The sequence below is a fragment of the Paenibacillus sp. sgz302115 genome, assembly GCF_056120445.1.
In genome coordinates, this window is sequence record NZ_JBVYOK010000008.1 from 100,894 (window position 1) to 126,425 (window position 25,532).

The 25,532-nt window shown below is 52.8% G+C and carries 22 protein-coding genes and 2 tRNA genes; 23 read left to right on the top strand and 1 reads right to left on the bottom strand.

The annotated features are described in order from the left end of the window. Positions 1-172 precede the first annotated feature (172 nt). The 9 genes from AC0LWN_RS16920 to AC0LWN_RS16960 all read left to right on the top strand — a co-directional run bounded on the left by AC0LWN_RS16920 (position 173) and on the right by AC0LWN_RS16960 (position 9,333). Positions 173-484 carry a YlmC/YmxH family sporulation protein gene (locus AC0LWN_RS16920; protein ID WP_458963918.1) on the top strand — a complete coding sequence of 104 codons (312 nt, stop codon included), beginning with the start codon at positions 173-175 and terminating at the stop codon, positions 482-484. A gap of 99 nt (positions 485-583) precedes the next feature. Then, on the top strand, positions 584-1,438 hold the full coding sequence (gene pgeF, locus AC0LWN_RS16925; protein WP_474667265.1) for a peptidoglycan editing factor PgeF: 855 nt from the start codon (positions 584-586) through the stop codon (positions 1,436-1,438). Positions 1,439-1,441: 3 nt separating this feature from the next. Further along, the gene (locus tag AC0LWN_RS16930; RefSeq protein ID WP_458963653.1) at positions 1,442-2,137 is read left to right on the top strand and encodes a YggS family pyridoxal phosphate-dependent enzyme; all 696 of its coding nucleotides are present in this window, start codon (positions 1,442-1,444) and stop codon (positions 2,135-2,137) included. Further along, positions 2,137-2,580 carry a cell division protein SepF gene (locus AC0LWN_RS16935; RefSeq protein WP_019909340.1) on the top strand — a complete coding sequence of 148 codons (444 nt, stop codon included), beginning with the start codon at positions 2,137-2,139 and terminating at the stop codon, positions 2,578-2,580. Before AC0LWN_RS16930 ends, AC0LWN_RS16935 begins: the two co-directional genes overlap by 1 nt. Positions 2,581-2,587: 7 nt before the next feature. Beyond that, positions 2,588-2,854 (top strand): YggT family protein, encoded by a 267-nt coding sequence (locus AC0LWN_RS16940; RefSeq protein WP_474667267.1) that lies wholly within the window; start codon positions 2,588-2,590, stop codon positions 2,852-2,854. A 9-nt stretch (positions 2,855-2,863) separates the two neighbouring features. Further along, positions 2,864-3,646 (top strand): YlmH family RNA-binding protein, encoded by a 783-nt coding sequence (locus AC0LWN_RS16945; protein ID WP_474667269.1) that lies wholly within the window; start codon positions 2,864-2,866, stop codon positions 3,644-3,646. A 266-nt stretch (positions 3,647-3,912) separates the two neighbouring features. Further along, on the top strand, positions 3,913-4,398 hold the full coding sequence (locus tag AC0LWN_RS16950) for a DivIVA domain-containing protein (RefSeq protein ID WP_019909345.1): 486 nt from the start codon (positions 3,913-3,915) through the stop codon (positions 4,396-4,398). A 1,052-nt stretch (positions 4,399-5,450) separates the two neighbouring features. Further along, positions 5,451-8,543 carry an isoleucine--tRNA ligase gene (gene ileS, locus AC0LWN_RS16955; protein ID WP_474667486.1) on the top strand — a complete coding sequence of 1,031 codons (3,093 nt, stop codon included), beginning with the start codon at positions 5,451-5,453 and terminating at the stop codon, positions 8,541-8,543. A gap of 487 nt (positions 8,544-9,030) precedes the next feature. Further along, a complete protein-coding gene (locus AC0LWN_RS16960; RefSeq protein WP_051128246.1) occupies positions 9,031-9,333 on the top strand; it encodes a DUF5665 domain-containing protein in 303 nt (100 codons plus the stop codon). 33 nt (positions 9,334-9,366) lie between these two features. On the opposite strand, the gene AC0LWN_RS16965 is transcribed toward AC0LWN_RS16960, so the two are convergent. Continuing rightward, positions 9,367-10,098: a TraR/DksA C4-type zinc finger protein gene (locus AC0LWN_RS16965; RefSeq protein ID WP_474667271.1), complete on the bottom strand. Its 732-nt coding sequence runs from the start codon at positions 10,096-10,098 to the stop codon at positions 9,367-9,369. A gap of 238 nt (positions 10,099-10,336) precedes the next feature. On the opposite strand from AC0LWN_RS16965, the gene lspA reads away from it, so the two are divergent. The 14 genes from lspA to AC0LWN_RS17035 all read left to right on the top strand — a co-directional run bounded on the left by lspA (position 10,337) and on the right by AC0LWN_RS17035 (position 24,958). Further along, positions 10,337-10,840, top strand: coding sequence for a signal peptidase II (gene lspA / locus AC0LWN_RS16970; protein ID WP_474667273.1), 504 nt, complete (start codon positions 10,337-10,339; stop codon positions 10,838-10,840). Next, complete coding sequence (locus AC0LWN_RS16975; protein WP_474667275.1) at positions 10,833-11,807, top strand: RluA family pseudouridine synthase; 975 nt, start codon at positions 10,833-10,835, stop codon at positions 11,805-11,807. Before lspA ends, AC0LWN_RS16975 begins: the two co-directional genes overlap by 8 nt. Positions 11,808-11,905: 98 nt before the next feature. Beyond that, positions 11,906-13,159: an LL-diaminopimelate aminotransferase gene (locus tag AC0LWN_RS16980; protein ID WP_474667488.1), complete on the top strand. Its 1,254-nt coding sequence runs from the start codon at positions 11,906-11,908 to the stop codon at positions 13,157-13,159. A gap of 536 nt (positions 13,160-13,695) precedes the next feature. Further along, on the top strand, positions 13,696-14,274 hold the full coding sequence (gene pyrR / locus AC0LWN_RS16985) for a bifunctional pyr operon transcriptional regulator/uracil phosphoribosyltransferase PyrR (protein WP_474667277.1): 579 nt from the start codon (positions 13,696-13,698) through the stop codon (positions 14,272-14,274). Between the two features lies 1 nt (position 14,275). Continuing rightward, positions 14,276-15,184, top strand: a complete 909-nt coding sequence (locus tag AC0LWN_RS16990; protein WP_474667279.1) for an aspartate carbamoyltransferase catalytic subunit — start codon at positions 14,276-14,278, stop codon at positions 15,182-15,184. A gap of 109 nt (positions 15,185-15,293) precedes the next feature. Beyond that, the gene (gene pyrC, locus AC0LWN_RS16995; RefSeq protein WP_474667281.1) at positions 15,294-16,568 is read left to right on the top strand and encodes a dihydroorotase; all 1,275 of its coding nucleotides are present in this window, start codon (positions 15,294-15,296) and stop codon (positions 16,566-16,568) included. 133 nt (positions 16,569-16,701) lie between these two features. Continuing rightward, positions 16,702-17,880, top strand: a complete 1,179-nt coding sequence (carA, locus tag AC0LWN_RS17000; protein ID WP_474667283.1) for a glutamine-hydrolyzing carbamoyl-phosphate synthase small subunit — start codon at positions 16,702-16,704, stop codon at positions 17,878-17,880. 1 nt (position 17,881) lies between these two features. Beyond that, on the top strand, positions 17,882-21,103 hold the full coding sequence (gene carB / locus AC0LWN_RS17005) for a carbamoyl-phosphate synthase large subunit (RefSeq protein WP_474667285.1): 3,222 nt from the start codon (positions 17,882-17,884) through the stop codon (positions 21,101-21,103). Positions 21,104-21,255: 152 nt separating this feature from the next. After that, a complete protein-coding gene (gene pyrF / locus AC0LWN_RS17010) occupies positions 21,256-22,014 on the top strand; it encodes an orotidine-5'-phosphate decarboxylase (protein WP_474667287.1) in 759 nt (252 codons plus the stop codon). Further along, a complete protein-coding gene (gene pyrE / locus AC0LWN_RS17015; RefSeq protein WP_474667289.1) occupies positions 22,011-22,652 on the top strand; it encodes an orotate phosphoribosyltransferase in 642 nt (213 codons plus the stop codon). The genes pyrF and pyrE overlap by 4 nt, the downstream gene beginning before the upstream one ends. 245 nt (positions 22,653-22,897) lie before the next feature. Continuing rightward, complete coding sequence (locus AC0LWN_RS17020; protein ID WP_474667291.1) at positions 22,898-24,397, top strand: extracellular solute-binding protein; 1,500 nt, start codon at positions 22,898-22,900, stop codon at positions 24,395-24,397. Positions 24,398-24,515: 118 nt separating this feature from the next. After that, the gene (locus tag AC0LWN_RS17025) at positions 24,516-24,680 is read left to right on the top strand and encodes a hypothetical protein (protein WP_019909365.1); all 165 of its coding nucleotides are present in this window, start codon (positions 24,516-24,518) and stop codon (positions 24,678-24,680) included. An 83-nt stretch (positions 24,681-24,763) separates the two neighbouring features. After that, positions 24,764-24,840: transfer RNA gene (locus tag AC0LWN_RS17030), tRNA-Met, on the top strand. A gap of 44 nt (positions 24,841-24,884) precedes the next feature. Next, a tRNA-Ile gene (locus AC0LWN_RS17035) sits at positions 24,885-24,958 on the top strand. Positions 24,959-25,532: the final 574 nt, after the last annotated feature.

Below are 25,532 nucleotides of genomic sequence, written 5' to 3' on the forward strand. Positions count from 1 at the left end.
AAAGTGACAGGGGTATTCCGGGAGCGGCGTTGCTGCACGGGATGCCCCTTTGTGCGGGGGAATCCAATCCAGATTGGCATGTTGCCAAGCCCGGGGAACATATATTGGACTATACGTCTGAATGTACAGGGGTGGCGAGGTGAACGAGGATTCCTTGGGAAGCGGCAAAAAAATGAAAATCTCCGATTTTCAGACGAAGGATGTGATCAATATAGTCGACGGGAAGCGGCTCGGGCAAGTCAGTGATCTGGAGCTGGATCTTCGCCGCGGCGTCATTGATGCAATCATTGTCCCGGGTTTCACGCGCTTCATGGGGCTGTTCGGAGGCGGAACCGATCTGATTATTCCGTGGCGGAATATTGTGAAGATCGGCGCTGATGTCGTTCTTGTGAGGATCGAAGAGCCGAGGATGTCTCAAGGGCAGGAGGAACGGGAAACGATGTATCTGGAGCGGGGAGACCGCAGTGAACGGCGCACTTATTGAGGGGTGCGTCTTTTTTCTGGATTTTGGGGATGTATTAAATCATGGAGTCGTGGCGGAAAGGGAAGGAATCTTGTGGTACACTTAGGCGGAGGTGAGGATATGGAACCGTTTATGCAAAAGGGCGGAACGCCCGCACTGCTTCATCTGGAGCCTTGGCGTACGAAGCATTCAGCAATCACAGCAGGGTTCACAGGCAGGCAGGGCGGTATAGGCAAGGCGCCTTATGACAGCTTTAATTGTGCCTTTCATGTTGGGGATCAGCCGGAGGCTGTGCTCGGGAACCGTTCATTGCTTGCCGAGAGCCTTGGCTTTACATTACAGGACTGGACCTGCGGAGAGCAAACACATGGAAAAGATATAGCAGTGGTTAAAGCGGAAGACTGCGGCCGCGGCAGCCAGGATAGAGCATCTGCTTTTCAAGCTACGGATGGTCTGCTTACCAATGTGCCTGGAGTGCTGCTGACCTCCTTTTATGCCGATTGTGTCCCTCTGTATTTCTACGATCCGCATCAGCAGGTGATTGGTTTGGCTCATGCAGGCTGGAAAGGAACGGTGGCGGAGATTGCTGCTGCGATGGTGGCCAGAATGGAATCGGTGTACGGCAGCCGCCCTCAGGATATTCTTGCGGGTATCGGTCCCTCTATCGGCGACTGCTGCTATGAGGTGGATGATTATGTGATGAATCACGTCCGTCGCCTTGAGGTGGAACTGGCAGGGATTGCTAACGGGGCTGGACAGAGCTTATACAGAAAGTCGGAAGCAGACGCAGGCAAAAGCATGCTGAACTTGAAAGAAATGAATCGACGCATTATGATTAAAGCAGGAATATTGCCGACTCATATCGAATGTACATCATGGTGTACAAGCTGTAATCACGATTTGTTCTTTTCTTACCGGAAGGAAAATGGTGTTACAGGGAGAATGACGAGCTGGATCGGAATAAAGGAGAGTTGAAACTTGGCGACACTACAGGAAAGAATAGCCGGGGTAGAGGAACGTGTAGCACGGGCCTGTGCGGCAAGCGGCAGGGATGTGGCGGACGTCAAGGTTATCGCAGTGACAAAATATGTGTCTCTGGAAACAGTATCCGCTGTGCTGGACGCCGGTCTTGAGGATATTGCGGAAAGCCGCTGGCAGGATGCCGAACACAAATGGAACGCCCTGGGGCATAAGGGAACCTGGCATTTCATCGGACATTTGCAGACCAATAAGGTTAAGGATGTTATCGGTAAATTTCAATATATACACTCGCTTGACCGCTTGTCTCTGGCCCGGGAATTGCATAAAAAGGCTGAGGCTTTGGGACTTACCGTAAACGTTTTTCTCCAGGTGAATATTTCAGGAGAAGATACAAAGTTTGGATTGCCGCCTGAAGCGGTACCGGGGTTTCTGCGTGAAATCTCAGGCCTAGACCGCATTAAGGTGGTTGGACTTATGACGATGGCGCCTTATGAAGCTGAACCAGAGGAGACCCGCCCGGTATTCCGGGGGCTCCGTGAGCTGCGCGATGAGCTCAATCTGCTAGCTTTGACACCTGAGCCTATACAAGAGCTGTCGATGGGAATGTCGAATGATTTTGAAGTGGCTATTCAGGAAGGAGCCACCCAGGTGCGCCTGGGTACGGTATTAGTAGGTCATGAGGAGGGAGCCTGATGGGCGTGATGAACCGGTTTATGAGTTTTTTGGGCTTGCAGGAGGAAGAGGAAATTGTAGAGCGGGAGCAAATTTCCCGCGATGAGGAAGAATACGAGCCCGCCCCTGTAGAAACCCGCAAAAATCAGCGGGCCAACGTCGTCAGTATCCATTCGCAGAAAAATGTGAAGGTCGTGCTGTATGAGCCACGTTCATACGAGGAAGCACAGGAAATTGCCGATCATCTGAGATCCCACCGTACGGTGGTCATCAACCTGCAGCGGGTGCGCAATGATCAGGCGATGCGTATTATTGATTTTCTCAGCGGAACTGTTTATGCCCTGGGTGGAGGAATCTCCAAAATTGGGGGCAATATATTTATGTGCACACCGGATACGGTTGAAATCCAAGGCTCCATTACGGAAATTCTGAGTGACGATCAAGACTATAACAGAATGAGGTGAATGGGCTTTGTCCCAAATAAATCTAATTATTGATATTCTCTACAACATCTACTTTGCAATGATCTTTCTCTACGTTCTTATGTCTTGGCTGCCGAATGTTCGTGACAGCTTTATCGGAGAATTGCTGGGCAAGCTGGTAGAGCCCTACCTGACTCCGTTTCGGCGGTTCATTCCGGCACTTTTCGGAACGATTGATGTCTCTCCAATCATTGCGCTGTTCGTGCTTGAGTTCGCTAAGAACGGATTGAAGTATCTAATTTGGTATATATTTTAGGCAGCTAAGATGAAGAATGAAATTTACGGACATTTTCACCCCGATGAGCGGCAATTTGTAGATAAGGCCTGGGAATGGGTTACCCATGCAGGTGAGTATCATGAGACGAAGCTGACTGAATTTCTGGACCCCCGGCAGTGCTATATACTGCAGACGCTTGTGAACCGGCATCCCGACGTATCGGTAAGATGGGAAGGCGGTTCTGAAGAGGCTGAGCGAAAGCGGGCGCTGGTGGCCCCTGATTACCGCGAGCTCGCAGGTGAGGATATGGAGCTGAAGGTTCTGGCCATTTCCTCGGGAGAACAGAAATTTCTGGATCTGGAGCATGGCGATTATATGGGCGCTATCCTTGGACTTGGTATTAAAAGAGGAAAAATCGGCGACATCCATGTGCTGGAGGACGGTTGTCATGTTGTTGTGGCAGCGGACATTGCGGATTATTTGGCTATGAATTTAACCGGTGTGCACCGGATTAACGTCAGTACGGAAATCTTGCCGCTGTCTGCTCTGCGCAGAAGCAGTGTCAAATTGGAGATGATGGAGCTGACAGTCGCTTCCCTGCGGCTGGATGGCATCGCTGCGGATGTTACCCGGCTAAGCCGGAGTAAAATTCTTGCACCTATCAAAGCCGGAAGAGTCCGTGTCAACTGGAAAGTGGAAGAGGACCCTTCCTGCGGGCTTAAAGACGGTGATATGATCTCTATCCAAGGCTTTGGACGGTTTAAGGTTTTGGAGATCGGCAGTTTGACGAAAAAAGGCCGCTACCGTGTCCGGATCGGCAAATTTGTCTGAAAGGCATGCAGGAATCCGGCTTTGCTTGTCGAAATTGATTATCTCTAGGGAAGCAAACATTTTGAATGCTGTACGCCGATATTTGTAGAAGAGGCGGACCCTGAAGCGGCAGCCGAATGAAATCTTGCCATTCGCCGTATACTTGAACTATATGGATGTGCGGACGGCGCAGCCGTTTTTACTTGATACAGTCTTTCTTCTATGTCTGCGGGACAGATTAGAGTTCAGGGGCATAAGAGGTCCGAAATTTCTAGGAGGTGCACAGCATGCCATTAACACCGCTCGATATACATAACAAGGAGTTCTCCCGGAGAATCCGCGGTTATGATGAAGACGAGGTCAACGAATTTCTGGATCAGGTCATCAAGGATTACGAGAGCGTCATCCGTGAGAACAAAGAGCTGCATAACCAGCTATTGTCCATGCAGGAGCGTCTCGATCATTTTGTGAATATCGAAGAGAGCCTGTCCAAGACGATCCTCGTTGCTCAGGAAGCTGCAGATGATGTGAAGAATAACTCCAAAAAAGAATCACAATTGATCATCAAGGAAGCTGAGAAAAACGCAGACCGGATCATTAACGAAGCCTTGTCCAAATCCCGCAAGGTAGCGATTGAGACGGAGGAGCTGCGTAAGCAGGCTTCGATCTACCGTACCCGGTTCCGGACCCTGCTGGAAGCACAACTGGAGCTGCTGTCCACAGATGACTGGAATGCTTTGGAGAGCCGTGAAGTGAGTGAGAACGCGCTGTAAAGGTTGTAATGGGTACATCCTGTATTGCCGGAGAGCTCATGCTGCACACCTCCTCCAATATTGACTTTTCACCCGAAAACGTCTATAACTAGATCATATCTGTATCGTTATATCTATTCGATGACGGGACAAGTAAGGGCAAGGTAACGTTCTCCAGAGAGTCGGTGGTTGCTGCGAGCCGATGGTTCAAGCCTTGTTCAGAAGATCTTCCCCTAGAAGCCAAGCTGAAGCGTAGAATACGTGTGTAAGCCTGGCCGTCTGCCGGACGTTATCCCGGACCCGCGCGGTAATCTGTGCGCGGAACTGAGATTGTGCTGAATACACTTCCCCTGAGGACGTGCATGAGGCGCAGAATTAGGGTGGTATCGCGAGCGTCGTCTCGCCCCTTTGGGGGTGGGGGGACGCCTTTTTGTGTGTGGGCATCCCCCTAAATCCCCCTTCTAAGGGGGACCCCAAGGGCTGGCCGCCCTCTGGACACCCGCAACAAGGGATCATCGCGGAAAGATGGGCGTCTGCGGAAGGGAAAGGATTTGTTCGGCGGGCGAGCGGCCCTTCTTAGGCTCCCCTGGCGGGGACGCCTGCGGGGCCTTACATGCGTAAGTGCAACCCCAGCGGCGGGCTTCGTCCCACGCCGCAAAGGTCCCCGGCCCATCGCTGCCCTTCGGGTTCGCGGGCCGGGTCTCCAAGGCAAAGCAAAAAGCAGCGGCGGGCTTCGCCAACGCCGCAAGAGGCCCCCGGCCCAGTGCTGCCCTGCGGGTTCGCGGGCCGGGTGCCCAAGGCAAAGCAAAGAGCAGCGGCGGGCTTCGCCCCACGCCGCAAGAGGCCCCCGGCCCAGTGCTGCCCTGACGGGTTCGCGGGCCGGGGGGCCTGAGGTGGAGCGTGCCGCTTGCGGCGATAAGCGGGCATTACAACAACAGTAACTCAAAATCCCTCTCTCCCCGGAACTTAGACAACATTCCAGGTGTCCAGAGGGCGGAGCCCTTGGGGCCCTCCCTTGGCTAAGGGAGGGTTTGGGAGGGATCGAAATCACTAAGGAAGGATTGACCATCACTATGCAAAAAGTAGATGTCAGAGAAAAAGCGCGGGCGAGAGACGTCCGCATTCTGAAGAAATGGAGCGACGAAAATACGTTCCGCAAATCTATGGAGAACCGCGCAGGCCGTCCGAACTACGTGTTCTATGAAGGGCCGCCTACCGCAAATGGCGTACCGCATATCGGGCACGTGCTGGGCCGCGTAATCAAGGACTTTGTCGGCCGCTACCAGACGATGAAGGGCTACCGCGTTATACGCAAAGCGGGCTGGGATACACACGGCCTGCCGGTAGAGCTGGGCGTACAGAAGAAGCTGGGGATCTCCGGGAAGCAGGAGATTGAGGAATATGGTGTAGAGAAGTTCATCAAGGAGTGCAAGGACAGCGTATTTGGGTATGAGAAGCAGTGGCGCGAGTTCACGGAAGCCATCGGCTACTGGACTGATTTGGATAATCCGTATGTTACCCTGGACAACACCTACATTGAGAGTGTATGGAACATCCTGGCTACGGTGCATGAGAAAGGGCTTCTGTACCGCGGACACCGCGTAAGCCCGTATTGCCCGAGCTGTCAGACTACCCTAAGCTCGCATGAAGTGGCGCAGGGCTACAAGACGGTCAAGGATCTTAGTGCAACCGCCAAGTTCAAGCTGGCTGGCAGCGGCGACTATGTGCTGGCCTGGACCACCACGCCTTGGACGCTTCCGGCGCACATGGCGCTGGCGATGAACCCGGACATGGAATATGTCCGCGCTCAGCAGGAAGACGGCGTGTATGTACTCGCGAAGAACCTTGTGGATGATGTGCTGAAGGGTGATTTTACAATCCTGTCCACACACAAGGGTACGGATTTTATCGGCCAAAGCTACACTCCGCCGTTTGGCTACATCAAGGCGGAGAAACACAATGTAATCGTCGGTGCATCTTTTGTTACGGATTCCAGTGGTACCGGGATCGTGCATATGGCTCCGGCGCATGGCGAAGATGACTATAAGAGCTGCCGTGAGAACGGCATCAGCTTCGTGAATGTGGTGGATGCTTCCGGTAAATATACCGATGTGGTTTCGGATTTTGCCGGACGGTTCGTGAAGGAATGCGATCTGGATATCGTGAAGGTGCTCTCCGAGAAAGGGCTGCTGTACAGCAAGGAGAAATACGAGCACAGCTATCCGTTCTGCTGGCGCTGCGATACTCCGCTGCTCTACTATGCAACAGACAGCTGGTTCATCAAAACAACAGCCATCAAGGATGAGCTGATTGCGAACAACAACAGTGTGGACTGGTATCCTGAACATGTGCGTGAAGGCCGCTTCGGCAAGTTCCTGGAGGAGCTGGTGGACTGGAATATCAGCCGCAACCGCTACTGGGGGACTCCGCTGAATATCTGGGTTTGCCAGGACACGGGCAAGGAATTTGCGCCGCACAGCATCGCGGAACTTCGTTCAATGGCGATTGGCGAAGTCGCCGAGGATATCGAGCTGCATAAGCCGTATGTAGACAACATCAAGCTGCGCAGCCCGTTCAGTGAAGGCGGAGTGATGGTACGGACCTCCGAGGTCATCGACGTCTGGTTCGATAGCGGCTCGATGCCGTTCGCGCAGAGCCATTATCCGTTCGAGAATGAAGATACGTTCGAGGATCAGTATCCGGCGGATATGATCTGCGAAGGGATCGACCAGACCCGCGGCTGGTTCTACAGCCTGCTTGCCGTATCTACGCTGTTCAAGGGCAAAGCGCCTTACAAAGCGGTTATCGCGCACGGCCATATCTTCGATGAGAATGGCCAAAAAATGTCCAAATCCAAAGGCAATGTCATCGACCCTTGGGAAATCATGAACGAATACGGCACTGACGCCTTCCGCTGGGCGATCCTGTCCGACAGCGCGCCTTGGAACAACAAACGCTTTTCGCGCGGCCTGGTCGGTGAGACCAAATCCAAGGTTGTGGATACGCTCGTCAACACGCATGCGTTCCTGACGCTGTATGCCGGCATCGACGGCTATGATCCTGCGGATCATCCGTTCAAGGTATCCAAGCACAAGCTGGACCGCTGGATTCTGTCCCGCCTGAACAGTCTGATCCTTGTGGTCGATAAGGGCCTGTCCGTCAATGATTTTGTCAATACGTCCAAAGCGGTTGAGAATTTCGTGGATGAGCTGAGCAACTGGTATATCCGCCGTTCGCGCGACCGGTTCTGGGGCAGCGGCCTTGGAGAAGAGAAGCTTGACGCTTACCGTACATTGACGCATGTGCTTTTGACTACAGCTACACTGCTGGCTCCATTTATGCCGATGCTGTCCGAGGATATCTTTACGAACCTGGGCGGCGGAGAAAGCGTGCATCTGGCTGATTATCCGGCTGCCGATGAGAGCCTGATCGATCTTGAGCTGGAACGTGACATGGAGAGCGCGAGACAAATCGTTGAGCTGGCCCGCAACGTCCGCAACGAATCGGGCATCAAGACGCGCCAGCCGTTGTCTGAGCTGATTGTGTCGATTGACCGCAGCTTCCATGTGGCGGATTATGAAGAGATCATCAAGGATGAGATCAATGTCAAAGAGATTGTGGTGGAGAACAGCGACAGCGGGTTTGTTGATTTTACACTCAAGCTGAACCTCAAGGTAGCCGGAAAAAAATACGGCAAAAACGTTGGCTTCCTGCAAGGCTTCCTGAAAGGGCTGGACAGCGGCGCTACCCGTAAAACGGTACAGGATGGCGCTATTTCCATTGTTTCGCCTGAAGGGGAAGAGCTGCAAATCACCGCCGAGGAGCTGCTTGTGGAGAAACAGGCCAAATCGGGCTTTGCTGCGGCATCCGGCTACGGGCTTACTGTGGCGCTGAATACCGAAATCACGCCTGAGCTGGTGCAGGAAGGCTGGGTCCGCGAGGTCGTGCGGGCGGTCCAGGATTACCGCAAACGTCTGGATCTGCCAATCGAGAAGCGGGTTGCGCTGACTCTGAAGGTAGACGATGAGCTGAAGGCTGCGGTAACGGCGTTTGAACATGTGCTTCGCGAGAATGTGCTGGTGACCACGGTTGATTTTGACGGGGAGCAAACCTTTGAGTCGGTGGATGCCGGCGGCAAAACCATCGGAATTCATATCGGAGTCTAATCCTCTGCATTACCTGTCCCTAAATGGCATATACTAAGTATGCGTTCAGCGCAAATAGTATATAAACTTCCGTTTTGCTGATAAAAATGCCGCTGTTGATCATTCAACTACAGTTCGCAGGCATACTAGCGGCAAAGGAAAAGGTTCTATGGGTTAGAAGCAAAACGGCGAGCCCGGTGCTTAAAGAGAGTCTTCTCTCTTTTGACCGGGCTCGTTTACTTTGTGGAACTAAAGAAGTGACGCTAGGGAGGAATCAAACGCCATGGAGGGACGGAAAGAGGACAAGCAGGGCACTTGGAAAACCGGGAGAATTTCGGTTCGGACAGCAGGGGCAGGCAGCGGCACGGATAGGCTTGGGGAGATCCGGCGGGAGGTTCATTCCTCAGAGCCGGTTCAGCATAAGCAGCAACGCTCAGAGAGCCGGAATGCAGCCCGCAATGTTCATTCTCCGGCGGATTCCGGTGGGGGAAACCGTGATCTGCAAGACATGCCGCAGGAAGAGAAGCTGAACGCCGTCTACCGGCTGACCAGGGGACTGGTCCAGCAAATGGAGAAGGCCAGGATTGCCGAGTATACAGAGCTGCTCAATTCTCCCTTGAGGCTGATTTGGCTGAATATTTTGTCAGGCGTCGCGCGTGGACTGGGGATTGCGCTGGGCTTTACTTTTTTTGCGGCGACGATTATTTATGTGCTTCAGGTCCTTGGTGCGCTAAATCTGCCGATCATCGGCGATTATATTGCTGACATCGTGCGGATTGTACAGCATCAGCTTGAGCTGAAGACCTTTTGACGGGAGATCAACAACAAAAAGGAGCAGCACCGGCTACTCCCTTTCTCTTTTACTCAGCGGGTCCAGCAGATGGCTGCCTTCCTCACTGTCCATATAGTGGCGGTAGCTTGATCCCTTGATGACAGTCACATGGTTTCCGGCGATATCTGTGGCAATAAAGTTCTCCCAAGGCTCCACGAAGCCTTCATTTTCGTCAGCTTCAATCTCCATATCATTGTATGAAGAAATGTCACTGTCCTCGGCCATAGCAGGGGAATTCGAGCTGCCCCAGCTTTCAACAATTTGCCAGGCGTCCTCGCCGTCAAAGCCATTTTGATCCTCGCGCTCGTCCAGGCTGGTGCGTCCAAAGGGCGGAGACAGCAGCTCTTCTTCAACCGGGCGCGTGAAATGCGCGTTTTGGCGGGGGTTATGCTCTTTGCAAAAACGGGTAGCCGGGACTGCCGACAGACGTTCGAAGGAAATCGCTTCACCGCAAACGGCACAGCTCCCGTAGGTTCCTTTTTTCATGGCGGACAGTGCGGCTTCAATATTATCCAGCTCATGTTCATCCCGCTCCAGCAGGGAGATATCTATTGAGCGGTTGTACAGCTCCGTGGCGGCATCGCCGGGATGGTTGTCGATTTCGGACAGCTCTCCGGTTGAATCGCGCATGGCATCCTGCAATCCGTAGTGCTCATTGTTCCGCAGTCTGTGGCTGATTTCCTGCTGCTGCCGCAGTAGTTCTACATGCAGCCCGGAGAGCTGCTGTGATGTCAGATGGCTCATAGGAGGTCGCTCCTTTCTATTGCTTAAGGCAGGCTTTTCACCGGCGTACACCGGCTTCCTTCTCTGATAGCTTGACCGGGGAAGCCCATTTTTAGCGCTGGAAAATAGTCCTATGACCGGATGCATTGTATGCGCGCGCAATAGACGGCTTCTTGAGGCCTGTGCTACAATATACAAGTCTTTATACAGAATTCGCACCGCCCTCAGCGGGAAAAATAAGAACGGAGTGACAACTTCTGTGGTGTACTATCTGATAGCGCTAATCGTATTTTTGATCGACCAGGGTACTAAGTATTTGATTGCTACCCGGCTGGAGATCGCTGAACAGATTCCGGTTATCAAGGATTTCTTCATTATCACCTCCCACCGCAACCAAGGAGCCGCTTTTGGGATTCTTCAGGGACAGCAGTGGTTCTTTTTCCTGATCACCGTTATAGTTGTTGCTGGTATCGTCTGGTACCTCAATAAGGCCAAAGCCACCCGGAAGCTGCTGCCTACCGCATTAGCACTGGTTCTGGGCGGAGCTGTGGGCAATTTTCTGGACCGGATGCTTAACGGCGAAGTGGTTGACTTTCTGATGTTCAATTTCGGCAGCTACACCTTTCCGATCTTTAATGTGGCCGATTCCTGCATTGTCATTGGGGTGGCGCTGATTATTCTCGATACACTGCGCGATATGAAGGGCGGAGAAGAAATTACCGAAGTCAAGGAATCCAAGGATGTTAAGGAAGGGAATGAATAGCTTGAACAAGGACGTCAATGAGCAGGCGGCATCCGCTGCCCTCGAAGAAGAAAGGGACGTCACCGAATGGACGGTTGCCGGGGAGAATGCCCGGGAGCGGATTGATAAATACATTACGGAGTCCTGGGAAGAGGAGATTTCGCGCTCCCAGGTGCAGCAGTGGATCAGCGGCGGACATGTTACAGTCAACGGAGGCCCGGTAAAAGCCAACTATAAGCTGGCGGAAGGCGATGTGGTCGTTGTTACGGTTCCAGAAGCCGAGGTAACAGATTTGATTGCGGAGGATATTCCGCTTGAAGTGGCATATGAAGACAGCGATGTTATTGTGGTGAACAAACCCCGCGGCATGGTCGTGCATCCGGCGGCTGGTCACCCTTCCGGCACATTGGTCAACGCGCTGATGTATCACTGCAAGGATCTGTCCGGCATTAACGGCGAGATCCGTCCGGGCATTGTGCACCGAATCGACAAGGACACCTCAGGGCTGATTATGGCGGCCAAAAATGATCTGAGCCACGCTTCACTCGCCGCCCAGCTTAAGGAGCATAGTGTAACACGCCGATACATAGCGATTGTGCACGGCAATCTGTCCCATGATCAGGGAACGGTGGATGCACCTATCGGCCGTGATTCGCATGACCGCAAGCTGTATACGGTAACGGAGAAGAACAGTAAACGTTCCGTGACCCATTTTACCGTATTGGAGCGATTTGGGGATTGCACCTTGCTGGAGCTGCAGCTCGAAACCGGACGTACCCATCAGATCCGTGTGCATATGAAGTTTATCGGTCATCCGCTCGTTGGCGATCCGGTCTATGGACGCAGCAAGGGGATCACGATGAACGGACAAGCTTTGCACGCCGCTGTACTGGGATTTGTGCATCCTTCCACCGGTGAATATATGGAGTACAGTGCGCCAATCCCGGCGGATATGGAAGAAGTGCTGTTCATGCTGCGCAGCAGATAAATACAAATTAAGTGATTATAAATCTATGGTTTTGAAGGCAGCTTTGCTTCATATTTAGATTATGAGAATAATACAAACCAGGAGATGAAATGAAGATTATGAGTATTGAACAATATCAGGATACTTTTATTCAGACTAATTTTGCGGACCGCATCGGCGGTGCGAACTATGGCAAAGACACAGCCATCTACAAATTTGAGAAAATCAAACGCGCCAAAGCATCGGCGAAGCAGGATTTTCCGAATATTGAGCTTATCGATATGGGTGTTGGTGAACCGGATGAAATGGCGGATGGAGGCATTGTTGCGAAGCTTGCTGCCGAAGCTGCCAAAGAAGAAAACCGCGGATATTCCGACAACGGGATTCCAGAGTTTAAAGTTGCTGCCGCAGCTTATTTGAAGGAAGTATTCCGTGTGGAAGGCATCGACCCTGTTACTGAGGTTGTGCACTCTATCGGTTCGAAGCCGGCACTGGCGATGCTGCCATCCTGCTTCATCAATCCGGGCGATATTACCATCATGACAGTTCCGGGTTATCCGGTGCTGGGCACCCACACCAAATATCTGGGTGGACAAGTGTACTCAGTGGAGCTCAAGAAGGAAAACAATTTCCTGCCTGACCTGAACTCTATTCCTGAGGACGTTGCCCATAAGGCAAAGCTGCTCTACCTGAACTATCCGAACAATCCGACAGGCGCAAGCGCAACTCCAGAATTTTTCAGCGAGGTTGTAGCCTGGGCGAAGAAATATAATGTAGTAGTTATTCACGATGCTCCATATTCTGCCTTGACATATGACGGCTTGAAGCCTCTTAGCTTCCTGTCTGTGCCTGGTGCGAAGGATGTCGGCGTAGAGCTGCACTCCCTGTCCAAATCCTACAACATGACAGGCTGGAGAATCGGGTTCGTAGCCGGTAATCCGCTCGTTGTCAAAGCGTTCAGCGATGTGAAGGATAACAATGACTCCGGTCAATTCATCGCTATTCAAAAGGCAGCAGCCTACGGCCTCGCCCATCCAGAGATCACCGAAGCGATTGCCGACAAGTATTCCCGCCGCCACAACATGCTGGTAGACGCGCTGAACAGCCTGGGCTTCCATGCTGAGAAGCCTAAGGGCTCTTTCTTCCTCTACGTAGCTGCACCGAAAGGTGTTAAGGGCGGACGCCGCTTTGAATCCGGTGAGGATTTCTCACAATACCTCATCCGCGAGAAGCTGATCTCCACCGTGCCTTGGGATGATGCCGGTGCATTCGTCCGTTTCTCCGTCACCTTCATCGCCAAGGGCGAAGAGGAAGAGAAGCGTGTCATTTCCGAAATCAAGCGCCGCCTGAGCGACGTTGAATTTGAATTTTAATTAACTTGCTTTCCTCAAAAGCTGCCGCGGAGAAATCTGCGGCAGCTTTTTTTTGCTTCTATCCTTTGAACTAAAAACCAAATTGTATGGTGTAAGCAGTGGAGGGGAAGTTTGGAACTGTAGGAGCGTAGCGTCCGCCTTTAGGTTTGGATTTCTACCGCAGACAGCGGAATAAAATCAAGAAATCCAAACCTAACAGCGGCCGGAAGTCCAAACATTCCCCGCAGCTGCGGCCGTCACCATAACAAACTATGTTTTTTGTTCCTTCACCCATTTGACACCCGCCACAACATCTGTCATAATTCTTTTAGTTGAATATGCGCCTTTAATTCAGTCCCGTGAGGCTGGCAAGGTAACGTGAATCGAGGTTCGCGACTTTAGAGAGGAATCCGTATGTGTACGGAGGGTCTTTCTCTGCGCGCGGACACGCCATCTTTTTGAATCTGCGGATTTCACTCCTTGCCTGCTTTGGGCAAGGAGTTTTTTGTTATCCGGGGAACTTGAACAGGCGATCAAGCAGGAGGATGGCAGGGATTATGGTTACTGAGAAAAATGTCATTATGGACGAAACGGCAATCCGCCGGGCGTTGTCACGCATTGCCCATGAGATTTTGGAGAAGAACAAAGGTATTGAGAACTGTCTGCTGGTGGGCATCCGCACACGCGGGATATATCTGGCGCAGCGGATTGCGGAACGCATCAGGGAGATTGAAGGAGTCGAAATTCCTTACGGCGAGCTGGACATCACGCATTACCGCGATGACCGTGAGGGTGGCGACAACCGCGAAGCTATGGACCTTGCGGTGGTGAACAGCAATCTGACGCTGCCAGCTAACTGCGGAGGCATCCACGACAAAAAAGTGATTTTGTTCGATGATGTGCTATACACCGGACGCACAATCCGCGCCGCGATGGATGCGCTGATGGATTGCGGACGGCCGCGGATGATTCAGCTGGCTGTACTGGCGGACCGTGGACACCGGGAGCTTCCGATCCGGCCCGACTATATCGGCAAGAACGTACCTACCTCCAGGCATGAGCAGATTGAAGTGGCGCTGACTGAGTTCGATGGCAAGGACGAGGTATACATTATTTCCAACCGGGAGGAACGATAACATGATGACAGCAACCAAGGTGAAGGAACGCAGTCTGTTGGGAATAAAGGATCTGGACCGGACGGAGATTCTGCAGCTTTTGAACAGAACGGCCTACTGGGACAATCAGGCCGAGAAGCTGACACCGGTGCTGAGATCGCATTTTGTGGCGAATATGTTTTTTGAGAACAGCACGCGTACCCGGTTTTCCTTTGAAATGGCTGAGAAACGGCTTGGCGTTCAAGTGCTTAACTTCACGGCTGCTGCTTCTAGTGTTGAAAAAGGCGAGTCGATCTACGACACCGTACGCACGCTGGAGTCGATGGGAATCGACGCCGGAGTGGTGCGGTTGAAGCCTGCGGGTGTGCTGCAGCAGCTTGCAGAGAAGGTATCCATTCCGTTGATCAATGCGGGAGACGGCAACAACGAGCATCCGACGCAGGCGCTGCTGGATCTGTATACGATGAGCAAAAATTTTGGAGAGTTTAAGGGCCTAAAGGTTTCAATCATCGGAGATATTATGCATAGCCGGGTAGCCCGTTCCAACCTGTGGGGACTAACGAAAATGGGTGCTCACGTGCAGTTCTGTGCCCCGGACAGCATGAAGGCTCCTGAGCTTGCCGAATTCGCACCTTACGTCAGCATGGAGGAAGCGCTGAAAGCGGATGTGGTCATGATGCTGCGCGTACAGCTTGAACGTCATGCTACAGGGATTCTGCAGTCGGCGGAAGAATACCGCAAGCAGTATGGACTTACCGAAGAGCGCGCCGCGAAGCTGGACAAGAATACGATCATCATGCACCCTGCCCCGGTGAACCGGAACGTCGAAATTGACGATGCAGTGGTGGAAAGCGACAAATCGCGGATTTTTCCTCAGATGGCTAATGGAGTGCCGGTACGCATGGCTGTAATGGAAAGAGCGATCCACTAAAAAACCTGACAACTTCTATTTTAATAAATATACACAAAGATGAATTTTTATTATATAATAACTACAGAGCCCGCGGCTGTGGCCTGCGGGTAGAAGGAGAATCAGAACCGTGATCATCAAGAATGCCAGTGTACTGAATGAGAAAGGCGTGCTGGAGCGCAAACATATCGTAGTGCAGGATGGGATTATCTCCGCAATCGAGAGCGAAATCGAGGCTGTAGACGAAGCAGGAGAGATCATTGACGCTAATGGCAAGCTGCTGATTCCGGGACTGATTGATATGCATGTGCATCTGCGCGAGCCTGGCTTTGAGCATAAGGAAACGGTGGAGACCGGGGCCCGTTCGGCTGCCAAGGGCGGCTTTACGACAATTGCTTGTATGCCGAACACGCGGCCGGTAACGGATAGCCCGGAGATTGTGCAGTTCGTGAAGGATAAAGCGCGTGAAGCAGGACTTGTGAAGGTGCTGCCGTATGCAGCGATTACCAAGAATGAGCTTGGACGTGAGCTGACTGATTTTGCCGCCTTGAAGGAGGCTGGTGCAATCGGGTTCACGGATGATGGGGTAGGCGTGCAAAGCGCCCAGATGATGAAGGATGCGATGAAGATCGCCGCGGGGATGGATATGCCGGTAATTGCCCACTGCGAGGACAACTCGCTGGTTGAGGGCTGCGCGGTAGCCGAAGGCACTTTTGCCGACAAGCACGGGCTGAAGGGAATTCCTAATGAGTCGGAAGCGATTCATGTCGGCCGCGATATTCTGCTTGCTGAAGCAACAGGTGTTCACTACCATGTCTGCCATGTCAGCACAGAGCAATCTGTCCGGCTGATCCGCCAGGCGAAGGAGATCGGCATTAAGGTAACCGCTGAGGTATGCCCGCATCATCTGCTGCTCTCAGAGGAAGACATTCCCGGCATGGACGCCAATTGGAAAATGAACCCGCCGCTGCGCTCGCGCCGCGATGTAGAGGCCTGCATCGCCGGTCTGCTGGACGGCACGATTGATATCATCGTCACTGACCATGCGCCGCACAGTGAAGAAGAGAAGGCCAAGGGCATGCAGCTTGCGCCGTTCGGCATCGTCGGCTTTGAGACGGCATTCCCGCTGCTGTACACAGCTTTTGTGGCAACAGGCAAATGGGACCTGTCGCTGCTGGTACAGCGCATGACGGCTGATCCGGCCCGGGTTTTCCGGCTGAACACAGGCAGCCTTACGGTTGGCGCACCAGCGGACTTGACACTGATTGATCTGACGACAGAGAAGGAAGTAGATCCTGCTTCGTTTGCGAGCAAAGGGCGCAACACTCCTTTTGGCGGATGGAAGCTTAAAGGCTGGCCGGTTAAGACATGGGTAGACGGCCGAGCCGTATGGACTGAAGAATAACTGACGGACTGGTGGAGCGGAGCTGCCGGCTGTATGGGGCAGGTGAACATACAGCGGCATTTTCGCGCGCACACTCCGGCAGACATGGAAGACATAAGCATCAGACTACAGAACCAAGAAGGAGTGGAAGGGAATGCAGGCAAGATTGCTGCTACAGGACGGTACGCTGTTTACAGGCACCGCATTTGGTGCGGAAGGCGAAAAGACGGGCGAGGTTGTTTTTAACACAGGGATTACAGGTTATCAGGAGGTGCTGTCAGACCCTTCCTACTGCGGACAGATCGTCACAATGACTTATCCGCTGATCGGAAACTACGGCATTACCCGGGATGACTTTGAATCGGTTCGTCCCTTTGTGCACGGCTTTGTCGTACGACGCCATGAGGCTGTTCCAAGCAACTGGCGCGCTGAATACAGTGTGGACGACTTGCTGAAGGAATACGGCATTCCCGGAATCAGCGAGATTGATACACGGATGCTGACCCGCATTATCCGCCACTACGGCACTATGAAAGCAATTCTGACCACTTCTAACAAACGTGTGGAAGAGCTGATGGAGATGATGGGCGACACTTCAATTGAAGAGCTGCGCAACCAGGTTGCCCGCACTTCTACCACTACAACCTACAGCAGCCCGGGCACCAAGGAACGGATCGTGCTTGTCGATTACGGCGCAAAGACGGGTATCCTGCGCGAGCTGAACAACCGCGGCTGTGATGTCGTTGTCGTGCCGCATGATGTAACAGCTGATGAGATCCGCCGCCTGAACCCGGATGGCATTCAGCTCTCCAACGGCCCTGGGGACCCGAAAGATGTCCCTCATGCTGTGAAGACAATTTCCGAGCTGCTCGGTGAATATCCAATCTTCGGGATCTGCCTGGGCCATCAATTGTTCGCACTCGCTTGTGGCGCGGATACAGAAAAGCTTAAATTCGGCCACCGCGGCGGTAACCATCCGGTGAAGGAGCTAGAGAGCGGACGCTGCTTCATTACCTCGCAGAACCACGGCTACACGGTTAACGAGGAATCCGTGAAGAGCACCGAGCTTGAAGTTACACATATTAACAACAATGACAAGACCATTGAAGGCTTGAAGCATACCCGCTACCCCGCATTTTCCGTGCAGTACCATCCGGAAGCGGCACCGGGACCGCATGACAGCAGTTATTTATTCGACCGTTTCCTGCAAATGATTGCCGACCATAAAGCCAAAAGACCTGCCGTTACTAGACAGGCGCAGCTTGCGGCTAACGCCAGAATCACGGCCCCAACCATTACACCGCAGCTTGAAGCCGTGAAAGGAGCTCTATAACATGCCAAAGAACGATAAGCTTAAAAAGATCCTCGTCATCGGCTCCGGGCCGATTGTCATCGGCCAAGCCGCCGAGTTCGACTATGCCGGAACACAGGCCTGCCAGGCCCTCAAAGAAGAAGGCGTGGAGGTTGTGCTGATCAACAGCAACCCGGCCACAATTATGACCGATACCAATATGGCCGACAAGGTATACATCGAGCCGATTACCCTTGAATTCGTTACTGGAATTATCCGCCAGGAGCGTCCGGACGGCTTGCTGCCGACCCTGGGCGGACAGACCGGCCTGAATATGGCTGTGGAGCTGGCGCGTGCAGGCGTACTGGAGCAGGAGAATGTGAAGCTCCTGGGTACGCAGCTAGAGTCCATCGAGAAGGCGGAGGACCGTGATCTGTTCCGCGAACTGATGCGTGAGCTGGAGCAGCCTGTACCGGAGAGCACGATTATCACGAGTGTGGAAGAAGCTATGGACTTCGCAGCCGGAATCGGCTATCCGCTGATCGTGCGGCCTGCCTACACGCTGGGCGGAACCGGCGGCGGGATTTGCGACAACGAAGATGAGCTGCGCGAAACCGTCAAAGCGGGTATCCGCTACAGCCCGATTGGCCAATGTCTGGTGGAGAAGAGCATCGCCGGCATGAAGGAAGTTGAATATGAGGTTATGCGCGATGCGAACGACAACTGTATCGTGGTCTGCAACATGGAGAACTTCGATCCGGTCGGCGTGCACACAGGCGACAGTATCGTTGTAGCGCCAAGCCAGACCTTGTCCGACCGTGAATATCAAATGCTGCGCAGCGCTTCGCTGAAGATTATCCGTGCGCTGAATATCGAAGGCGGCTGTAATGTGCAGTTCGCGCTGGACCCGCAGAGCTATCAATATTATGTCATTGAAGTGAACCCGCGTGTCAGCCGCTCCTCGGCATTGGCGTCCAAGGCGACCGGCTACCCGATTGCTAAAATGGCGGCCAAAATCGCCCTCGGCTATACGCTGGATGAAATCGTTAATCCGGTTACCGGCCAGACGTATGCCTGCTTCGAGCCGACCCTGGACTATATCGTCAGCAAAATTCCGCGCTGGCCGTTCGACAAGTTCATCTATGCGAACCGCAAGCTGGGCACGCAGATGAAGGCGACCGGTGAGGTAATGGCGATTGGCCGTACCTTTGAAGAGTCGATTCACAAGGCTATCCGCTCTTTGGAAATCGGCCTTCACCGCTTCCGCCTCCCGGGTGCAGAGAAGCTGGAGGACAGCGTGCTGCGCACAAGACTGGCGAAGGCAGACGATGAGCGCCTGTTCCTGATCGCCGAGGCGTTCCGCCGCGGTTATGATCTGCAGGAGATTCAGGATATCACAAGTGTGGACTGGTGGTTCCTTTCCAAGATCGAAGGGCTGGTGAACTTTGAAGAGGTGCTCCGCAGCGAAGAAACGCTGTCGGCGGAGACACTCTATCAAGCGAAGCGCAAGGGCTTCACCGACCGGGCGATTGCTGAGATTCGCTCAGAGGGCCGTTCCGGCCTTAAGCAGACACAGGAATCCGACGTTCGCGAGCTGCGCCTGCAGCAAGGGCTGACTCCTGTTTTCAAAATGGTAGACACCTGCGCAGCCGAGTTCGAAGCTTCCACACCGTACTACTACTCGACTTATGAGACGGAGAATGAGGTTATTCATTCCGACAAGCAGAAGGTAGTCGTGCTCGGCTCCGGTCCGATCCGCATCGGCCAGGGGATTGAATTTGACTACTCTACAGTGCATGCGGTATGGGCAATCCAAAATGCCGGCTATGAAGCCGTAATTATCAATAATAATCCAGAGACTGTGTCTACGGATTTCAATACCTCGGACCGGTTGTATTTTGAGCCGCTGTTCTTCGAGGATGTTATGAACGTAATCGCCCAGGAGAAGCCAATTGGCGTTATCGTACAGTTCGGCGGACAGACGGCAATTAACCTTGCTGCACCGCTGGCCGCTGCGGGTGTGAATATTCTGGGCACCAGCCTGGACAGCATCGACGAAGCCGAGGACCGCAAGAAGTTCGAAGCGCTGCTGGCCCGTCTGGATATCGCCCAACCTAAGGGCAAGACGGTCATCAACATCGACGAGGCCGTAGAAACTGCGCAATCTCTCGGTTATCCGGTTCTGGTCCGTCCTTCCTACGTGCTGGGCGGCCGTGCAATGGAAATTGTCTACAACGATGCTGAGCTGCTGAGCTACATGGCTGAAGCGGTGAAGGTCAATCCGGAGCATCCGGTCCTGATCGACCGTTATATGCTCGGTAAAGAGGTTGAGGTTGATGCCATCTGCGACGGTGAGACGGTGGTTATCCCGGGCATTATGGAGCATGTAGAACGCGCAGGGGTTCACTCTGGCGACTCCATCGCCGTATATCCGCCACAGTATCTGAATGAAGACCTGAAGCAGAAGATTGCGGACATCACCATCAAGATCGCCAAAGAACTGAAGACCATCGGGCTGGTGAATATCCAGTTTGTTATCTATCAAAATGAAGTGTATGTCATCGAAGTTAACCCGCGCTCCTCGCGTACGGTTCCTTTCCTGAGTAAGGTAACAGGCATTCCAATGGCTAATCTTGCCACCAAGGTCATTCTCGGCGGCAAGCTGAAGGAAGACGGGTATACAGAGGGCCTCTGGCCTGAGAGCGACTATGTGTCGGTAAAAGTGCCGGTGTTCTCTTTTGCCAAGCTGCGCAGAGTAGAGCCTACACTCGGACCGGAAATGAAATCGACCGGCGAGGTTATGGGCCGCGACAAGCTGTACGCCAAAGCGCTGTATAAAGGCTTGATCGGTGCAGGAATGAAGATTCCGGCAACCGGCGCCATCATCGTTACGGTAGCGGACAAAGACAAAGCGGAAGCGGTAGAGCTGATGAAAGGCTTCCACGCCATGGGCTACAAAATCATTGCCACCGGCGGCACAGCGCTTGCCCTCGAACAGGCAGGCCTGAACGTGATGAACGTCAACAAGCTGGATGAAGGAGAGCCGACCATCCTCGATCTGATTCGCGGCGGGCAAGCCAACTTCGTCTTCAATACCTTGACCAAAGGCAAAACGCCGGAGCGTGACGGCTTCCGCATCCGCCGGGAAGCGGTGGAGAACGGCGTCGTATGTATGACTTCGCTTGATACCGTGACCGCGCTGCTGAGAATGCTGCAGACGATCAACTTCTCGTCGCAGTCGATGCCGGCCTTTGTCGGACAATAATCTATCGAAGCATAGCCCGGCCTCTACAGGCGGGATAACGGGAACGGTTTGCGTTAGCGCAGACCGTTCCGCTGTGCCCGGGGCCTTGGGATACTTTATTTTTTATCAACAAGCCGTGCGGTGTGCCGCATGGGTTAGGAGCGGGTAGTACTATGGCAAAAGAAGAGGATCAGCAAGTCGGGAAGCATAAGGAAATGGCAGGACGCCTAATGGTCGCCCTCGATGTGCCGGATGTGGCCCAGGCCAGACTTTTGATCGAGAAGCTGGAAGGCATTCCTTGTTATATGAAGGTTGGCATGCAGCTTTTCTATGCGGCTGGACCTGACTTTATCAGAGAGCTGAAGGCGCGCGGCTATTCCGTATTTCTCGATGTCAAAATGCATGATATCCCCAATACCGTACGCGGCGGAGCGGAGAGCCTGACGCTGCTGGGAGTGGATATGTTCAACGTTCACGCTGCTGGAGGAAAAACAATGATGGCGGCGGCGCTGGAAGGTGCATCGAAGGCAGTCAGCCTGCATCCGTCGCTGCAGCTTCCGCTCATTATCGCGGTAACCCAGCTTACGAGCACCAGCCAGGAGATGATGAATGCCGAGATCGGTATTGACGGCACGGTTACAGATACCGTTGTGCGCTACGCCAAGCTCGCGGCTGAGGCTGGCCTGCACGGCGTGGTGGCTTCGCCGCAGGAATCGGCAGTGATTGCCGCAGCTTGCGGACCGGAATTCCGCACAGTAACACCGGGAATTCGTCCGGCAGGCGCTTCGCTGGATGACCAGTCCCGCGTAATGACTCCAGGTCAAGCCATCCGTCAGGGCAGCCACTTCCTGGTTGTCGGACGTCCGATTACAGCGGCGGCGGACCCGCGCCAGGCCGCACTTACCATTATTGAGGAGATGAGCCAAGCATGAGCCCATTATTGAATAAAAGTGAACAAGTTGCCCGTTACCTGCTGAAGATCGGTGCGGTGGCGCTGCGCCCGCAGGACCCTTTTACCTGGACCTCCGGCATTAAATCGCCAATCTATTGTGATAACCGCCTGACGCTGTCCTTTCCGGAAGTACGCGGCTATATTGCCGATGCCTTCGTTGAGACGATTGCCAGCACTTACCCGGAAGCCGAAGTAATTGCAGGCACGGCTACCGCCGGCATTCCGCATGCTGCCTGGGTGGCTGACAAGCTGAACCTGCCGATGGCCTACATCCGTGACAAAGCCAAAGGCCACGGCAAACAGAACCAGATTGAAGGCTTGATCAAGCCAGGCCAAAAGGTCATCGTGATCGAAGACCTGATCTCCACGGGCGGCAGCTCGATCAAGGCTGCTCAGGCCGTTCAGGAAGCGGGAGGCATTCCGCTGGTCGTGCTGGCTATTTTCAGCTATGAGCTGGACCGTGCCACTGAAGCCTTCGCCGCTGCCGGTGTGCCGCTGCAGACCCTCTCCAACTACACAACCCTGATTGATGTGGCGCTCGCCCAAGGCACTATTGCTGATTCAGATGTAGCGCTGTTGCAAGCGTGGCGCAAAGATCCTGCGTCCTTTGGCGTATAATATCAAAGAATAAGCACTCTTCAAATCCTCACCTCGGTGGGGATTTTTTTGATAATATACGGAAGATTGTCCCTGACTCCCACCTCAATACCTTACTCCCTCTCCCCCATCCTATGAAGAAATCGTAGTGTATCTTTAAACTGCCTGTAACTTCCCCGCCCGCACAAATCTTTATAATGCTAAATATAGGAAAGGTTCATTTCCGTTAAGGGAGAGAACGAATTTTGCCGGGAGGGGATTTTTACATGAATAGTAAGGGAATCAGGGCGGCAACCAAACGCTGGCTGTCACTTGGCATCTGTACGGCGCTTGTGCTGCCGCTGACATCTGCAGGGGGGATTAGTGTCGCCGCCGAGGGCTCCAAGGTCTCTGAAGGCCAGCGGGTGCTGCGTATCGGGAGCTTGTGGAGCGGGGAGGACGACAATTATTTCCGCCAGCAGTTTACCGATCTCTATGAGCTGCAGCATCCCGAGGTCAAACTGGAGTTCGTTACGGCCATTGATACAGATAAGCTACGCTTTGACTCCCAAAATCTCCAGGCGGGTCAGGATAATCTGGCCAGTATGCGGGCCATCATGGGCGGTGATAAGCCGGTGGATGTGGTTATCGGCGACAGTACGCTGCTTAAGAGAATGGCTGACGGTAATCTGGTAGAGTCGCTGCAGCCTTTGATTGACCGTGATCATTACGATCTCAGCAATATGGCCCCGACGGTTCTGGAGGGGATACGTGAATTGGGCAGGGGGAGTCTGTATGCGCTGGGGCCTGCCTTTACATCAAGTGCACTATATTACAATAAAAAGATATTCGATGCTGCCGGAGTGGCATACCCTGAGAACGGGATGACCTGGGAGAAATTGTTCTCGGTCGCGGCAAAGGTCACCAAGGGTCCCGGAGACGTCAAAGACCGCATCTACGGATTAGCCATGAACCGCTTCTCGGGTGATCCCTTCTGGGATATGCAGAGCTACCTTTCTCCGCTTCAGCTTGCGATGTATGATAATAAAGGCGGAAAAATGACCGTGAATACTCCCGCCTGGAGCAAGGCCTGGACCGACTACAGTAATTTAGTAAAAAAACAGATCGTTCCCGGCTTGCGCGAGATTATCTACCCGAATGAGGTTACTCCCTTAGCTGGTGACCTGTTTCTGACCAGCAGAGCTGCAATGGTAGTTGCGGATTACAATTACATCTATGAGATTACGGCAGCCAATAGGAATGCATCCATCATTAAAAACTTCCAGCCTGTAGACTGGGGCATCGTTACAGTACCTACCTTTGCCGAAAAGCCCGGAGTAGCTATGGGAACCTCGCTTGGCAGCCTGATGGCGATCAATACAATGGCGCAGAACAAAGAGGATGCCTGGGATCTGATCAAATTCGTCAACAGCAACGAGGTCGCCAAAATCAAAGCCCATAACCGTTACGAGCTGACCGCGCGCAAAGATTATAATAAATCCCCGGAAAAGAGTCTGGATCTTGCCCCGTTCTACAACCAGAAGCCGCTGCCGGCAAATGACCCGGCGATGGACAGTCTGCAGGCGCGCCTTCCCGGAATCACCCAGATCAACGATGCCGGGCAAATATTATTCACTGAGGTTTATCAAGGCAAACGAACTGTCGCCAGTGCGCTTCAAGCCTGGGAGAAGCAGGGCAATCTCATGCTGAAAACGCTGCAGAAGGACCCTAATAAGTACTTTGATCTTTATAAGAGCTGGCCTGAGAAAAGCGAGACGAAAAAATAACACACCCATAAATTACACAGCCGCCGCCGGATTCCGGCGGCTTATTTTTGGGAAAATGGGCATGATATCTTTAGAACCAGAGGGACCTTAATTTTGCGAAAAAGGAGAAGAAGGCATCATGAATTGGATATACTTCGCAAAGCTGTTCAGGACGAGGTTTCAAGCAGGCTGCCTGGCTAAAAGACTGGAGCAGGACGGCTGGATATACGGCTATCATGACCCGCGTTTTGTGGAAATTTATCGTTCGCGCAAGGGCCGTTATGGGGTACGCTTTCTTCCCTGATCACATTAACCAAAATCATCCTTGACTTTAACCCCGGATATGATGTATATTATCTATTGTCGCTGTTTGAATATGATTACTGACGCGGGGTGGAGCAGCCCGGTAGCTCGTCGGGCTCATAACCCGAAGGCCGCAGGTTCAAATCCTGCCCCCGCAACCAATTTATTTTCCAGACAGCCATTGTATATACGGAATCCTAGATCCGGGCCCTTAGCTCAGTTGGTTAGAGCGGTCGGCTCATAACCGATTGGTCACAGGTTCGAGTCCTGTAGGGCCCACTTCACTAAACCCCTTGCCTAGCAAGGGGTTTTTGCTGTGTTTGGGGTTCCTCTTGTTTCTGAGAGGGGCAGATTAGGGTTTCTGTAAAATACCTGAATCCGTGATGCCAGATTTACGCATTTCAAATTATAGATTTTTTTTGTAACTGAGGTGCGTGGTAACGGTTTTCTATTCCCTCAGAAGTATAAGTTTTGACACGGGAACAAGCCTTGTCGTTGACAAGACCTGGGAGCTAGTTGTTGAAATATTCCATTCAGGTGAAAGCATCATACACGCGCCGAACCACCGGAAACCACGGACTGTTACAGCCGAAGTTGAACTGTATACCGCGTGCATAACGAACGAAACGTACAAGGGAACACAAGGATGTCTCTATTCTTTTACAAATTATTTCTTCGAATCTTGGCAAGTAACAGTTACTTATATAACCCCATGAACAAACTCCTTTTCCTCACCAGTCACCAGTTGGCAGAAACACTCGATAGAATATTCCTTATCTGAATACAGGTCTCTCAATAGGGTTAATTAGGTTGAAGTTGAAAAAATATGAGATATTATAGATTTATTTGGAAA

Bases quoted from the DNA above. Each gene is read 5' to 3' on its own strand.
- AC0LWN_RS16920 (WP_458963918.1), top strand. From the start codon at position 173: ATGAAAATCTCCGATTTTCAGACGAAGGATGTGATCAATATAGTCGAC.
- pgeF (WP_474667265.1), top strand. From the start codon at position 584: ATGGAACCGTTTATGCAAAAGGGCGGAACGCCCGCACTGCTTCATCTG.
- AC0LWN_RS16935 (WP_019909340.1), top strand. From the start codon at position 2,137: ATGGGCGTGATGAACCGGTTTATGAGTTTTTTGGGCTTGCAGGAGGAA.
- AC0LWN_RS16945 (WP_474667269.1), top strand. From the start codon at position 2,864: ATGAAGAATGAAATTTACGGACATTTTCACCCCGATGAGCGGCAATTT.
- AC0LWN_RS16950 (WP_019909345.1), top strand. From the start codon at position 3,913: ATGCCATTAACACCGCTCGATATACATAACAAGGAGTTCTCCCGGAGA.
- ileS (WP_474667486.1), top strand. From the start codon at position 5,451: ATGCAAAAAGTAGATGTCAGAGAAAAAGCGCGGGCGAGAGACGTCCGC.
- AC0LWN_RS16960 (WP_051128246.1), top strand. From the start codon at position 9,031: ATGCCGCAGGAAGAGAAGCTGAACGCCGTCTACCGGCTGACCAGGGGA.
- AC0LWN_RS16965 (WP_474667271.1), bottom strand. From the start codon at position 10,098: ATGAGCCATCTGACATCACAGCAGCTCTCCGGGCTGCATGTAGAACTA.
- AC0LWN_RS16975 (WP_474667275.1), top strand. From the start codon at position 10,833: ATGAATAGCTTGAACAAGGACGTCAATGAGCAGGCGGCATCCGCTGCC.
- AC0LWN_RS16980 (WP_474667488.1), top strand. From the start codon at position 11,906: ATGAGTATTGAACAATATCAGGATACTTTTATTCAGACTAATTTTGCG.
- pyrR (WP_474667277.1), top strand. From the start codon at position 13,696: ATGGTTACTGAGAAAAATGTCATTATGGACGAAACGGCAATCCGCCGG.
- AC0LWN_RS16990 (WP_474667279.1), top strand. From the start codon at position 14,276: ATGATGACAGCAACCAAGGTGAAGGAACGCAGTCTGTTGGGAATAAAG.
- carA (WP_474667283.1), top strand. From the start codon at position 16,702: ATGCAGGCAAGATTGCTGCTACAGGACGGTACGCTGTTTACAGGCACC.
- carB (WP_474667285.1), top strand. From the start codon at position 17,882: ATGCCAAAGAACGATAAGCTTAAAAAGATCCTCGTCATCGGCTCCGGG.
- pyrF (WP_474667287.1), top strand. From the start codon at position 21,256: ATGGCAAAAGAAGAGGATCAGCAAGTCGGGAAGCATAAGGAAATGGCA.
- pyrE (WP_474667289.1), top strand. From the start codon at position 22,011: ATGAGCCCATTATTGAATAAAAGTGAACAAGTTGCCCGTTACCTGCTG.
- AC0LWN_RS17020 (WP_474667291.1), top strand. From the start codon at position 22,898: ATGAATAGTAAGGGAATCAGGGCGGCAACCAAACGCTGGCTGTCACTT.
- AC0LWN_RS17025 (WP_019909365.1), top strand. From the start codon at position 24,516: ATGAATTGGATATACTTCGCAAAGCTGTTCAGGACGAGGTTTCAAGCA.